Annotated in this window: 11 protein-coding genes and 2 pseudogenes; 10 read left to right on the top strand and 3 right to left on the bottom strand. The window is 58.2% G+C overall.

The genetic code is table 11. From position 1 onward, the window contains the following. Positions 1–8: 8 nt before the first annotated feature. Both V9T28_RS18165 and V9T28_RS18170 read left to right on the top strand, forming a co-directional pair. Positions 9–536 carry a hypothetical protein gene (locus tag V9T28_RS18165; RefSeq protein ID WP_158554871.1) on the top strand — a complete coding sequence of 176 codons (528 nt, stop codon included), beginning with the start codon at positions 9–11 and terminating at the stop codon, positions 534–536. Between the two features lie 255 nt (positions 537–791). After that, positions 792–1244, top strand: a complete 453-nt coding sequence (locus tag V9T28_RS18170) for a hypothetical protein (protein WP_116402147.1) — start codon at positions 792–794, stop codon at positions 1242–1244. Between the two features lie 57 nt (positions 1245–1301). Here V9T28_RS18170 and V9T28_RS18175 read toward each other — a convergent pair whose 3' ends face one another. Continuing rightward, on the bottom strand, positions 1302–1655 hold the full coding sequence (locus tag V9T28_RS18175) for a winged helix-turn-helix domain-containing protein (protein WP_245424199.1): 354 nt from the start codon (positions 1653–1655) through the stop codon (positions 1302–1304). A 75-nt stretch (positions 1656–1730) separates the two neighbouring features. On the opposite strand from V9T28_RS18175, the gene V9T28_RS18180 reads away from it, so the two are divergent. The 4 genes and pseudogenes from V9T28_RS18180 to groL all read left to right on the top strand — a co-directional run bounded on the left by V9T28_RS18180 (position 1731) and on the right by groL (position 6366). Beyond that, positions 1731–3239 (top strand): phytoene desaturase family protein, encoded by a 1509-nt coding sequence (locus V9T28_RS18180; protein WP_116402149.1) that lies wholly within the window; start codon positions 1731–1733, stop codon positions 3237–3239. A gap of 19 nt (positions 3240–3258) precedes the next feature. Then, positions 3259–3828: an NAD(P)H-dependent oxidoreductase gene (locus tag V9T28_RS18185; RefSeq protein ID WP_116402150.1), complete on the top strand. Its 570-nt coding sequence runs from the start codon at positions 3259–3261 to the stop codon at positions 3826–3828. 355 nt (positions 3829–4183) lie between these two features. Continuing rightward, a pseudogene (locus tag V9T28_RS23380) lies at positions 4184–4620 on the top strand (Bax inhibitor-1/YccA family protein). Between the two features lie 123 nt (positions 4621–4743). Beyond that, the gene (gene groL / locus V9T28_RS18200; RefSeq protein ID WP_116402153.1) at positions 4744–6366 is read left to right on the top strand and encodes a chaperonin GroEL; all 1623 of its coding nucleotides are present in this window, start codon (positions 4744–4746) and stop codon (positions 6364–6366) included. Positions 6367–6708: 342 nt separating this feature from the next. Here the strand turns inward: groL and V9T28_RS18205 are convergent, their stop codons facing one another. Further along, positions 6709–7320, bottom strand: a complete 612-nt coding sequence (locus tag V9T28_RS18205) for a hypothetical protein (protein WP_116402154.1) — start codon at positions 7318–7320, stop codon at positions 6709–6711. Positions 7321–8096: 776 nt separating this feature from the next. On the opposite strand from V9T28_RS18205, the gene V9T28_RS18210 reads away from it, so the two are divergent. The 4 genes and pseudogenes from V9T28_RS18210 to V9T28_RS23385 form a co-directional block, all read left to right on the top strand. Further along, a complete protein-coding gene (locus V9T28_RS18210) occupies positions 8097–10025 on the top strand; it encodes a hypothetical protein (RefSeq protein ID WP_116402156.1) in 1929 nt (642 codons plus the stop codon). Positions 10026–10038: 13 nt separating this feature from the next. Then, complete coding sequence (locus tag V9T28_RS18215) at positions 10039–11667, top strand: PEP/pyruvate-binding domain-containing protein (protein ID WP_116402157.1); 1629 nt, start codon at positions 10039–10041, stop codon at positions 11665–11667. 7 nt (positions 11668–11674) lie between these two features. After that, the gene (locus V9T28_RS18220; protein ID WP_116402158.1) at positions 11675–11884 is read left to right on the top strand and encodes a poly-beta-hydroxybutyrate polymerase N-terminal domain-containing protein; all 210 of its coding nucleotides are present in this window, start codon (positions 11675–11677) and stop codon (positions 11882–11884) included. A gap of 189 nt (positions 11885–12073) precedes the next feature. Then, positions 12074–12145: pseudogene (locus V9T28_RS23385) on the top strand (hypothetical protein); the annotation flags it as partial. 64 nt (positions 12146–12209) lie between these two features. Here V9T28_RS23385 and V9T28_RS18225 read toward each other — a convergent pair. Next, positions 12210–12608, bottom strand: a complete 399-nt coding sequence (locus V9T28_RS18225; protein ID WP_147306494.1) for a DUF302 domain-containing protein — start codon at positions 12606–12608, stop codon at positions 12210–12212. Between the last annotated feature and the right edge of the window lie 209 nt (positions 12609–12817).

The following is a 12817-nucleotide window of genomic DNA, read 5'->3' on the forward strand; positions in this document are numbered from 1 at the left end:
GTTCAGCGGTGAACGACCTGCTGTTGTGTCGCTTTAAGAGGCCGAAGCCGCGCGATCTTGAACGTGTGCGCGTGTCCCTCGTCGTCGCGTATCGACACGTATTCACCTTCGGCGAAACAGTGTGTGCTCAGACGAACGCCGGTCTCTCCCTCGCTCGAGTCCTGACCGCCGTAACGAACGGCCCAGGTTCCACCTTGGCCGCCACCCAGGTGGACGAGCCGGCCATGCCGATCGCTTTCGCCGGGCCAGAACCGTCTCACGCGACATTGTGCCCTGTTGTGTTTCCATTCCTCGACATCGAGATGCGCCGACGCATTGAGCGGCGCGACAAATTCATATCCTCGCTCGGAACTGCCTTCGGGAAATTCGGGGCACCGCGCGAGATGAAGGGTAATATGTTGAAGCACGTGAACATCCTTTCATTCCTTCCCCTTGTAGCCAGCGATATGAAGTGCGGCCTTGATCTTGCTCAAAGGAGAGGTCGACGCCGAGAATTTACCTCGGCTACGAAAATGGAATTCCAGGGCGCGGATTGACCTATCGCAATGTGTCCGAGCTACCTCAGGAGGAAGGTGAAATTGGATGAAGAGGAGGTATGATCATAGTACCCATTCTCATAATCGCTTTGCAGTTTGGCATTCCGATCAGCTTGGCAATGCTGGCGATGCTTGGCTATCACCCGGATCAGGCGAGAGCGCTGGAGCCGATAAGGGGCTTTGTGCGCCATGATCGGCGAATATAATAACTTCCCCTGTTTCGAGTACACTGCCAAGCGTTAATGAGCGATGACAATGCATAATAGCTACGCGATCGAATTCATCAGTCCACGGACAGTCGATGGGGCTTATCCTTTGGCCAAGGTTATTGTGCCAAGCTTGCAGCACTTTGAGTGGCAGGAGTTTTGCCAATCTCACGGATCGTCAAATACTCCGTGCGATGCCGACGAAAATGAGCAGATCATCGTCGCGCTCAATGCGAGAGCCTACGTCAAAGGCCTATGCATTTACGCGGTCAAGACGCACCTGACTTATCGCCGCGTGCTTGATGTGCCGCTTTTTGTGATCGCGAGCGCTGCGGACAAGGTGGGCGTGGGAGCCGCGCTGATAGACTTCTTGAAAGCCAAATGTAGCCAATCGGGTTGCTCAGGGATTCGCTGTTGGGCGATGAATGCTGAGACCTGGGCGAACCGTCTTGGGACCGAAAACATTGCACACGGCGATTCTGGCTCTTCATGCCGGCTCTGACGAACGCGGCTGAGATCGAAAAGGTGCTTTGCACCGGTGCAATTGAGGACGCCGAAACTATCGATCGATTTTCTTGCTGAGCCGGGCGACCCGCGCGTCGATCGTCCACTCGAGGGCTTCCCAACCGCGCCCGCGTGTCAAATCCATCAACATCTCGCGGCCGAAGATGCGTCGGGAATGTTTGGCGAGCGCAGCCAAGAGGTCGAACCCGCCGGTGGTGAGCACGACCTCGACGCCCCGGACGATATGAATTGCAGGAGCCCAATGTCGAGCCCCCCAACGGTCGAAACGAATGGTCTTCGAGGCGATGGCGATCGAGCCTAGCGCGTCTGAAGGCAGGTCGGCAGTAGGGCGGAATGTGGCATGGGGAGACAACGGTGTGTCGTTGAATCGCTTGTCGTCATGCTCCAATTGATTTGAGTCAACGACGTCTCTTGGTCCTTGGTAGATTCCAACGGGACATGAAATCGACCATGGGAGACGTGCATGTCTTCACCACGAGTTGTCGTCATCGGCGCCGGTATCGCAGGGCTTTGCACGGCGGTTTATGCGCGGAAATGCGGCTATGAGGTTGAAGTCGTCGAGCAGCACGACAGCGCCGGCGGCTTGGCGACGAGCTGGCGACGGGGAGATTATACGTTCGAAACCTGTCTGCATTGGTTTACGGGCGCCAAGCCCAAAGGAGCGCTAAATGCGCAATGGCGGGAGGTGTTCGACGTCGAGAGGCTGAGCTTCTTTCATCCCGAAGAGTTTGCGCGGGTGGAGACCGAGCACGGCGAGCGCTTGCGCATTTACTCAAACGTCGACCGGCTGGAAGCTGAGCTGCTGCATCAGGCTCCGGAGGATGCAGCGGAAATTCGACACCTGATCGCGACGATTCGGCGGCTCGGCGATTTCCCGTTGCCCGATCCAAGTGAGTCTTGGCCCGGCAAAGGAGTGGCGCTCATGCGGTTGTTGCCTTACATGCGGCTGCTGCGCGGGTGGTCGCGCCTCAGCATCGGGGACTACGGCGAACGCTTCCACAACAGGCTGCTGAGAGACTACTTCAGCTCCGGCGAAGGGGCGCAGCTTTCGATGCTGGCCCTGCTCTTTGCCCTTGCCTGGATGAACGAAGGCAACGGTGCTTATGTGGTCGGTGGTTCGCAAGCGATTATACGGCCGCTCCGCGAAAAACTGAATGAGTTGGGCGGCCACTTGAGACTGGGCGCCAAGGTCGAGAAGATTCTAGTGGAACAGGGCGCTGCAGTCGGTGTGCAGCTGGCTGGCGGCGAGATCTTGAAGGCTGACTGGGTCATCTCTGCTGCCGATGCCCACGCTACGATCTATGAGTTGCTCGACGGCGCCTATGTCGACGAGTTCGCGGAAATGACTTTCCGCACGCTAACGCCCTTTGCATCCTATCTGCAGGTGTCCTTCGGGGTGGCGCGCGATCTTTCCGCACAGCCCGGCTTTGTGACGCGCGTGCTCGACGCGCCGCTGGCAGTCGATCCCGAAACCACGCTATCCACCTTGTCCTTGCGCTTCTTTCACTTCGACCCAACCTTTGCGCCCGCCGGCAAAACGGCTGTGACCTGCTTTCTCCCGACACGCAATTTCTCCTTCTGGGCCGATCTGCAGCGCAACGATCCGGTCCGCTACCAGGCGGAAAAGCGCAGAGTCTCAGAAGCGGTCGTCGCGATCGTTGAAAAGATGGTGCCCGATTTCCGCAAAGCCATCGAGACGACCGACGTCTCAACCCCGGCAACCGTCATTCGTTACACGGGCAACTGGCAGGGCAGCATGGAAGGATGGCTGCTGACACCCGGGATGGGGTTCAAGCCGCTACGCAATACACTGCCCGGCCTGCGGCGGTTTTTGATGGCAGGGCAATGGATCATGCCCGGCGGCGGCTTGCCATCGGGTCTTCTGACGGCGCGGCTCGCGGTGCGAGCGCTCTGCAAAGAGGATCGTATTCCATTCCTACCGGCGCCTGCAGCCGTCGGCCGAGCGGCATAGGCGAGGAGTGCGACGGGCCATGCACATCCTGATTGTCGATGGTCATCCGGACCCGAACGAAAAACGGTTTTGCCATGCCGCGGCGGCCGCTTATGCCGAGGGTGCTCGGAAATCCGGGCACGAGGCGCGAGTCATCGCCATTGCCAAGCTGGACATTCCTGTCCTGAGATCGCAGGACGAATGGGTCCATGGGACACTGCCGCCGCAGCTCAAGGAAGCGCAGGATGCGATCAAGTGGGCCGATCATCTGGTCATCATCTATCCACTCTGGCTCGGCGACGTGCCCGCCTATCTGAAGGCTTTTCTAGAACAGGTTGCGCGACCGGACTTTGCGTTCGCGCCCGGCTCGTCCTACCCGACCGCAGGCCCGTTGAAAGGAAAATCGGCGCGTCTGATCGTGACAATGGGCATGCCGGCGTTCGTCTATCGTTGGTTCTTTTTCAAGCACAGCGTGACGAGCCTGAAGCGCAATGTTCTGGAACTCGTTGGCATTCGCCCGGTCCGCGAGACGATCATTGGGATGGTGGAGACCACCGATCATGAGAAATGGCTTAAGAGCATCAAATCGCTCGGACAAGCAGCACGGTAGTGGAAAACCGACGGGCCAGAGCAATTCGGACTGACTCATTCGCGAACCCCGCCGAATTTACCTCCGGCGGCTCGCTGTCGCCGCGCGGCGACTGGGGAGTCCCCTCAGACGGCCACGCTGAGGTCTGGCTCAGGGAACTCGCCAAGAACATTTGCGTCTCATGATCCTTCTGGATTTGGGCGAAACGCTTGGCAAGATCTTGATTCGCATCAATCCTGGTATCCCGCGATCATGGCCGGATGTCGCTAAGACTTTGCGAGAGTGGAGCACGACCATCACCTACAGTCCGAGGCACCCTGATCACCAAACAAGGTCTTTCATCGGCGGTGAGTTTGATCTCGGCCAGCGCTCTTACATGCTTAAGATCTACAATTTCATGACCGGCGCTCTCGCCGTGAGCTGTGGTACGGGTTATGCTGCTGTACGGGCTGGATTTAATCAGCAAATTGCCGGAACGCCCCTGATCTGGGTCGTCATGCTGGCGCCGCCGGTCGCGACCTGACGCGGTTCGGCTCATTCTTTTTCATGATTCTGATCAGCGTCATGCTGGCAAGTGCCGTCAATCCTTTCTTCGCCTCAACAATCCTGGAATTCGCAATCTCGCTTGTCGGAATCGCACTGTTCAGCCGCCTGACCGCTTATGATACCCAGCGGATCAATGAGATCTATATTCAAAGCGATTGTGATGAGGCGCTGTCGAAAAGGGCGGTCATGGGCGCTTTGACGCTCTATCTCGATTTCATCAACCTCTTTGTCATGCTGTTGCGGTTTACCGGCCAGCGGAGGGATTGACACTGCCGGAGGAGGTGCGAGCTGGCGCGAGTGAGCCGCGCTAGGATCGTTGACGGGTTGACCGACATCAAGGATTTCGACCCTTTGATGTGCTATTGAGATGGCCGGTCGGAGATTAAATCAATGACGCATAAACAAGTTCTGTTTGGTTCGGAAGCGCGGCAGAAGATACTGCGGGGCGCAACCAAGCTGGTCGATGCCGTCCGTGTGACACTCGGGCCACGTTCGAAGTCGGTACTGATCGAAAAGAAATGGGGGGCGCCGGTCATTTGCAACGATGGTGTTACGATCGCCAAAGAGTTCGACCTCAAGGATCCGGAAGAAAATCTCGGCGCGCGTATGCTACGGCAGGCCGCAGAGAAGACCGGGGAGATGGTTGGCGACGGCACCACGACCTCGACCATTCTCGCTCATGCGATTTATGCCGATGGCGTGCGCAACGTCGTGGCTGGCGCCAGCGCTATCGATATCAAACGTGGTCTCGATCATGCCGCAAAGCGCGCGGTCGAGGCATTAAAAGCGATCTCAAAAACGGTGCAGACCCGTCGCGAAAAGGAGCAGGTCGCGGCAATCTCCGCGCACAACGACATCGTTATCGGCGAGTTGATTGGTGCAGCGATAGAGAAGGTCGGCGATGAAGGCGTCATCACCGTCGAGGAATCCAAAACGACAGCCACGACTCTCGACGTTGTCGAAGGGATGCAGTTCGACCGCGGCTTTCTTTCTCCTTACTTTGTGACCGATGCTGAGAAAATGGAGGTCGTGTTCGAGGATACGTTGGTTCTGATCGCCGACCGCAAGATCGCGTCCCTCAATGATCTCATAAAGCTCCTCGATGCGGTCGCCAAATCAGGCCAGCCGCTGCTCGTCATTGCCGAAGACGTGGAGGGCGACGCGCTGGCCACCCTCATCGTCAATCATATCCGCGGCATTTTAAAGAATTGCGCGGTCAAGGCGCCTGGCTTTGGAGACCGGCGTAAAGCCATGCTTCAGGATATTGCGATCATGACGGGTGCGCAGGTGATATCGGAAGAACTCGGCATGAAGCTGGAAAATATAACCATCGAACAGCTCGGCCATGCCAAGAGGATCGTTTCCAACAAAGACGACACGACCATAGTTGGCGGCGGTGGCGACAGCAAGATGATCAAAGCGCGTATCGAGCAACTCCATAGCGAGATCAAGAATTCGGATAGTGACTATGATCGCTCGAAGCTGCAGGAGCGGCTGGCGAAGCTTGCTGGCGGCATTGCCGTGGTCAAAGTTGGTGCTCCGACGGAAGCTGAGATGAAGTCGAAGAAAGAAGCGCTCGATGACGCGATTAACGCGACGAAAGCTGCCGTGGCTGAGGGGATCGTACCTGGCGGCGGGTTGGCGCTGTTGCGCTGTGTCGGTCCAGTCGCCGACGAGGAAAAACTTCGGGACGGAGACGAGCGAACCGGTGTGCAAATCCTGAGGCGAGCGCTCGAAGCCCCTGTACGCCAGATCGCGGAGAATTCGGCCGTCGACGGTGGGGTTGTTGTGGCGAAGATGCTGGAAGGCAATGGAAACTATGGCTTCGATGCCAGCCGCAAACAATATGTCGATTTGGTTGAGGCGGGCATCATCGACCCGACCAAGGTTGTGCGCGTCGCGCTCGAGAACGCTGTGTCTGTCGCCAGTACATTGCTCCTGACAGAGGCAACGATGACCGAGATAGCGGAGGTGAACCCCGCACAACCCCCTGCGCCAGAAATGACATTGTAATTCATAATTCCGTCTCAACAGAATCAACGTGAGTTCGACGGCTCTATCGCGAACTGCTTGCCCGGCAATAAGGTTAAAGTTCCCATCTCCTTTTGAGCCGCTCAGGAAATTTGCGACGCGCCTGAGTGGTCCTGAAATGCATGCTCGCCAGCGTCACGCATTCTCTTGATCGTCGACATGATTGTCGGGAGCGCGATACGATTCGTTTCAAGCTGCAAGCCAACGCCAGACGGGGCCCCCCGATCCCTGGCGATTCACCGCGACGCAGGGACTCACCTATCAAGCCTTCAAGAATGCGGCGCGACCGACTATTATGATGCCCTTCGCAATAGTCTTTTCCGGTTATGGCTTGATGGGGTAGGCGTTTCCCATATGCATTGAGGATGCCGGAACACGCCCTGACTCCTCAGCGAATGGGAAGAATGCGGCTTGGTCGGGATCGTGACTCGGCTCCATGGTACCAGCGAGGGCCTGAAGCTGCTGCAACGATACCATCTCGTTCCAAAGGCCACTGATGCTCTGTCGGGTCGCGGCAGCAACGACGCAATACTCCGCTGCGCTCATGAAATAGAGCGTGGCATTTGCGTCACGACGATGTTCCCGCAGTGCCCGATTCAGTATTTGCAGACAAATATCAAGCTGCAAAAGGTCGGCCAATCGAGCATGACGCACGATATCGGTGAGCCGGAACGCTCCGAGGCCGTTGAATTCCACGCCCTCGCCCTCGCGACCTAGCTCGAAATACACATTCACCACGGGAGGTATATGTTGAACCGCCTCGTAGATTGCCACCACATCCTGCGGCGTGCAGGCAACCAAATGCGCCTTTTCTGAGCGATCTGATGCCGTGGACTCCGGCAACATGGTTGAGGAGCCAATTTGCTGATCAAGCCACCGCCGAACCTCTGGCGGCGCTGTCTGAATCTGTTCCGCATTCAATTTAATTCCAACCATCGCGTCCTCCTATCCGCACTTTGAAGGCCATCAAACAAGAAGACATGGATATCGACGTTGATTCTTATCAAATCTCGCTAGGTCGAGAGACGTCGCATATGGGATTTGATGCTGATCAATGCCTAACATTGATCGAAGGCCACTGTGATCGTTGAAACGCAATAAAAGCAATTGTCAGTCACGAGCGGATCAAGATCAAATGACGTATCAGGATGATTTTTCAGAATCGAACGGAGGCTGGACGTCGATTGGCAAGAGAGCTCGCGCCATATCGGTTCAACGGCACTGTTGTGGTCGCCTTCCTGCGTGGCGGTCTGCCGGTTGCCGCCGAAATTGCCGACGCCTTGCCTCACGGCCTTGTTTTTGTTCGCAAGAGTGTCCTTCCGCGGTGGCGTGAGTTGGCGATCGCGGCCGTGGTAAAAGGCATAATGCCCATCCCCGAGCCTGATTCCAGACTGATAGATTCTTTACTTATTCCTTAGCGCGCACGAACGGCCGCGAGAAACCGTCGTTCAATCAAAGGCGAAAACCGAATATTGCGCAGATTGAAAGAAGGAGGTTTAACCGGCTTTCCTTGATCGAGGTTGGGCGCCCTTGTGCCTCGGCCTGAGTGTCTAAGGTCCTGCGGCCCTGAACCAATGTCGCAGGAGTGATGGAAGGAAAACTGCAAAACCACTATCGCCAACGAAATACGACAGTTTGATGAATGATCTAGCGCAATAGGATCGTCGCGAATGCGAGGCATAGAGGCCTCATCGAACTTTAGTCGGTGATCCATGAAGTCTCGAATTGTCGAACAACTCGGTCAAGCAGACATTCTGTTACCGTCCCTCATTGCAGCGGCACTCGCGGCCAACGACTGCATCAAGGTCCGCATGAGCGCACTGCAAGCGGCTGCCCATCACGCCGGGCAGCCAGACCATCCAGGTTCAGACTTGCAGGTTGAATGCCGCGCGGCCGGAATTGAGCCAGCACTGATCGCAGCACTGATCGATGGAGCGCACGTTGTCGCCGAAGGGCGCATCGCCGCGCCCAACCTCGCCAAATTGATGAAGGATATCCTTGACGATGTCGCGGCGATGATTCGTGCCGTGAAGGCTGGCGAACCGCCGACGGGTGAAGCCATGAGTGCACGCCTTTCAGCAATACAGACTTCAGGTTTGCTGGAAGCTTCGAATGAAATCGAGGCATCTCGGATCGCCAAGCTGACCGCGGTGGCAGAAAATGAGGTCGACAGTTTACATCGTCTGGTGATGGATCTGCACAAGGTGCTTAATCGGCTCGCAGCAGGTTGCGCCGAAGAGACCGTCGCAGGCGCCCACGTCTTCGGCTTGCGGCCGGAGGACCATCGATCTGTGGAAAGCTTTATGCTGGGGCTCAAGGAGACCCGAGGACTAAAATTCGATCATCCGGGTCTTGATACAATGGCGACGCGATCTGGCGACCGGTTGGCGATTCAGAACGATATCGGGACCACCGATGCTCATGTAGTGGTGATCACAGTCAAAGACGGTGCGGTCACCGTCACCTACACCGACGTGCACCGGGCGCGCGCCAAATTCTTTGTCGGCCTGTTTGAGGAATTCCCCGCCAAATGGAGCGGTCTCGATCGTCACTCGGCTGACGGCCTCGGCGAGGATGGAAACTTCTATCTCGTAACCGGGCAATATCGGCCAGCAACCGCCAAAGAACGCGATGCGTTCCTCGCCGCCATCGGCGCAGCACTGGTGTTTTTGATCGACTGGAACAAAGCGCGGAAACTGCTGCGCAACTGGGTTTCCAAAAATGACGCGGTTGGCATTCTCGGCTGGGCCGCGCGACAACGGATCGGACATCGGGCGTTCCTGGAACTTGGCGGCGACGAACTGATCGGCGCCGCCGTGCGAAATGCGGCGCCGACGCGGATAGGTTTCGGTGAGCGTCTGGATCAGGCACTTGGGCGCGCCACCGCGGTTGATTTCCTCAAGACCGCGCTGCGCGCCTCGACCGAGGGGCTAAGCGCGGGGCGATCCGTTCGGCTGGTCCGCGACCAAATCGAAGCCGATCTGGTCAGGCATCTGGAGCGTGTCGACAGCGCGCTGCTTGCGATCGTCGTGCGACAGGCGGGATTGGCTCACGACATCGCCACCGCCCTCGTCCACCATATCTCCGCCCTACAGGCCGGCCGCCCGGCTGACGGTAAGCTCCTTGCAGCCCGTGCCAGCCGCATCGAGCAAAAAGCCGATCGAATCGCGATTGAAGCCCGCAACGAAGTGACGCGCCTCAGCGCTCCCCCGATCATCGAGCAACTGATGGACCGCGTCGAAGAAGCCATTGATGAGTTGGAACAGGCCGCCTTCATCGCCTCGCTGGTGCCGCCCGGAATCGATTCAGAGCTGCTGCTGGCACTTGTCGAGTTGTGCAAGGTTGCTGTATCCGGTGCCGAAGCCGCAGCCTCGGGCATCGCTGCCGCAGCCGATGTTCCGGAGGGACGCCGCATCGAGGCTGAGGACGCACTGGCCGCCGTCGTTCGTCTCACTGAGGCCGAGCACGCTGCGGATTCGTGCGAGCGCAATGTCACTTCACGAGTGTTCGCCGGCGGCAGCGACGTAGCCATGTCGCTCTCGGTCCTTGAACTCGCCCGCGCTATCGAGCGCGCAACCGACCGGCTCGCTGGATTCGGCCATCTGCTGCGGCGCCACGTCATGACAAATTTATCAGCCTAGGAAGGACCAACCGATGCATATCGTGCGTATCGGCGACGGAGCGACGGAGCGGCATTCCGCTGACGCAATCGGTGCCAAGGCCGCCAATCTAGCGCGGATGGCGGCCCTCGGGTTACCCGTGCCGCCGGCCTTCGTGCTTCCGGTCAAGCTGTGCGCCGCCCTCATCGACAACGACGCTCGCGCGGAGCGGCACCTGCGCGACGGATTGAAGGAAGGCATCGAGTTCCTGGAACGCGCGACCGGAAAGCACTTCGGCGACCGCCGGCACCCACTGCTGGTGTCGGTGCGCTCGGGGGCTGCACGATCGATGCCGGGCATGCTCGATACGGTACTCGACGTCGGCTGTACCTCGGATGCCGTGCATGGTCTGATCCGGACCACCGGCCGCCCCCGGCTGGCGTGGGACTGCCGGCGGCGTTTTCTCGAGAGCTACACGGAGACGGTATTGGGCTTCGATCCTGCGCCTTTTGCAGAGCGCCTTGCCGAGCTGACCGCCAGTGAATCTGCCGCCGGCCTTCGCGAACTTGATAGCGAGGCGCTTGAACGTCTGGCCACCGACGAACAGGCGCTGATCGAAGACCTGGATGATGGCTGGCTCGAGGACGCGATGGCGCAACTCGACGGCGCGGCGAGGGCAGTCTATCGATCATGGACGAGCGAGCGGGCGCAAACCTATCGTCGCCTCCAGAAGCTCGACGATCTCCTTGGCACCGCGGTCACGGTTCAGGCCATGGTATTCGGCAATGGCGGACTTACGTCCGGAGCCGGCGTCGCGTTCTCGCGCGATCCATCCACCGGGCTGCCATGCCCCATGATTGACCTTGTCCTCGATGCCCAGGGCGAGGACGTCGTCTCGGGCCGGAGCACACCTGACACCGAAGAGACCATCGCTCGTTTACTACCCGCAATCGCGACCGAACTCGACGATGTTCTCAAGCAACTTGAGCGGGAATTCGGTGACGTCCAGGATATCGAGTTTACCATCGAAGACGGAAAACTTTGGATTCTTCAGACGCGATCTGCAAAGCGGACGCCGCGCGCGGCGCTGCGGATCGCCATCGACTTCGTGCGCGAGAAACTCCTCGCCCCTCATGAAGCGCTAAAGCGACTTGACGGAATCGATCTCGGCGCCCTGTCTGAGACCGAGTTGGTCGTAACCGGAGATCCGCTGATAACCGGGATCGGCGCATCTGGCGGCATCGCGATTGGCCGCGCCGCATTTGACTCCGAGAGCGCCCGACGATTGACCGCCTGCGGTGAGCCGGCGATTTTGGTACGCCACGATACAAGTACCACGGACGTCGCGGGCTTTGCCGCCGCTGCGGGGATCGTGACCGCGGTCGGCGCCCGCACCGCTCACGCCGCGCTCGTGGCGCGCCAGTTGGGAAAGCCGTGCATCGTCGGCTGCAACAGCATGACGATCGACGTGGCGGCAGATCGCGCCCACCTTGCAAGTACAACGATTTCCGGCGGCGATTGGATTTCCATCGATGGCGACAGCGGTCGCATCTATCAGGGGCGACGCGAGATCCGCGTGACGCGGCCAGATGCTGAACTCGCTGAAATAAGCAAATGGCGGGCTGAGGATCAAGGACGCAGCCACCGCAAAGCGAAACCAGCCCGTAACAAGATGCTGAAATGAGACTGACATGAACGACCAGACGGGCACCGCGCGACTTCCCGGCAATGCGATCAACATCGCCTCCAGTCCGGTCGTTCCGCCGAGGGCCCGTACGATCGGCCATGCCTCCCCGCTCAGCGAAGCCTTTCGCGATTTTGATCGGACGACGGCCGCCGCCTTGGCGCGCGTAACCGGAGGATTGTCGCCGATTGCGCTCTGGCTAGCCTATTTCGATTGAGCCACGCATCTTGGCGCCGCTCCCGGCAAGCGATTCGAGCTCGCATTTGATATGTAGCTAGACTGGACGCGGCCATCCGGCGAAGCGATGCGGCCGGTGGCGGAGCGCCAGTCCGGGACACCGCTTTAGGACAGTCGATTTCGGGGAGACGCATGGCAACAACTTCCCTTCCGGCTTTGGTACGAGAATTTCCTCCTGACCGAAAAATGGTGGCGAAAGGCCACACATGACGTCGCAGGTGTCCCACCGCATCATGAGGATATGGTGAAGTTCGTAGCTCGCCGGTGGCTCGAGATGCTCTCGCCGTCTATGCGCATGGCGCCTCCTAGGTGTGAGGCGTTTCCTCGGGACACAATTGATTCAGGACTTCCTCAAGAAGTCTGCGAACACCGGTGGCGACATTCCGCAGCCGAATGTCGTCGATATCGCATTCATTGGAGACCGGATCTGCGATTGCGATTTCGATGTACTCACCCTGCTTCTCGCGCACGATGACATTTATCGGGAGCAGAGGCCCTACTTTGCCTTCAATTTGCAGTGCGCGCCATACCAGATGCGGATTGCATGCGAAAAGAACCGTATGGGGCTTGATGACGGCACCGACTCTGTTCTTCATCAAGGCTTGAACATCAATCGACGCGATAATTTCGAAGCCTTTCGTTGCAAGAGCATCGCTCACCGCGTCGATTACGCCGTCAAATGGCATCGCGATCTCTCTCGTCATATAATCGGCCACCTATTCCTGCCCTCTCTCGCTTTTATTGCTTTTTATTTACAAATATACCAAGTAGAGAGCATCAATCGTTTGATCCATCGCAATCTGTACCCTCTTGAATCCAAGCTCAACGACCACCTTGGAGACCCGCTTTTATTCGGCCTCAGACGGTCGTAAATGATTGAAGGACACAGTTGAGGATATCGCGCATGGGGTCA

This window comes from Methylovirgula sp. 4M-Z18, assembly GCF_037890675.1.
Taxonomy (GTDB): domain Bacteria; phylum Pseudomonadota; class Alphaproteobacteria; order Rhizobiales; family Beijerinckiaceae; genus 4M-Z18.

Excerpts from the sequence above, each read along its gene's own strand:
- V9T28_RS18170 (WP_116402147.1), top strand. The coding sequence starts at position 792 with ATGCATAATAGCTACGCGATCGAATTCATCAGTCCACGGACAGTCGAT.
- V9T28_RS18180 (WP_116402149.1), top strand. The coding sequence starts at position 1,731 with ATGTCTTCACCACGAGTTGTCGTCATCGGCGCCGGTATCGCAGGGCTT.
- V9T28_RS18185 (WP_116402150.1), top strand. The coding sequence starts at position 3,259 with ATGCACATCCTGATTGTCGATGGTCATCCGGACCCGAACGAAAAACGG.
- groL (WP_116402153.1), top strand. The coding sequence starts at position 4,744 with ATGACGCATAAACAAGTTCTGTTTGGTTCGGAAGCGCGGCAGAAGATA.
- V9T28_RS18205 (WP_116402154.1), bottom strand. The coding sequence starts at position 7,320 with ATGGTTGGAATTAAATTGAATGCGGAACAGATTCAGACAGCGCCGCCA.
- V9T28_RS18210 (WP_116402156.1), top strand. The coding sequence starts at position 8,097 with ATGAAGTCTCGAATTGTCGAACAACTCGGTCAAGCAGACATTCTGTTA.
- V9T28_RS18215 (WP_116402157.1), top strand. The coding sequence starts at position 10,039 with ATGCATATCGTGCGTATCGGCGACGGAGCGACGGAGCGGCATTCCGCT.
- V9T28_RS18220 (WP_116402158.1), top strand. The coding sequence starts at position 11,675 with ATGAACGACCAGACGGGCACCGCGCGACTTCCCGGCAATGCGATCAAC.
- V9T28_RS18225 (WP_147306494.1), bottom strand. The coding sequence starts at position 12,608 with ATGACGAGAGAGATCGCGATGCCATTTGACGGCGTAATCGACGCGGTG.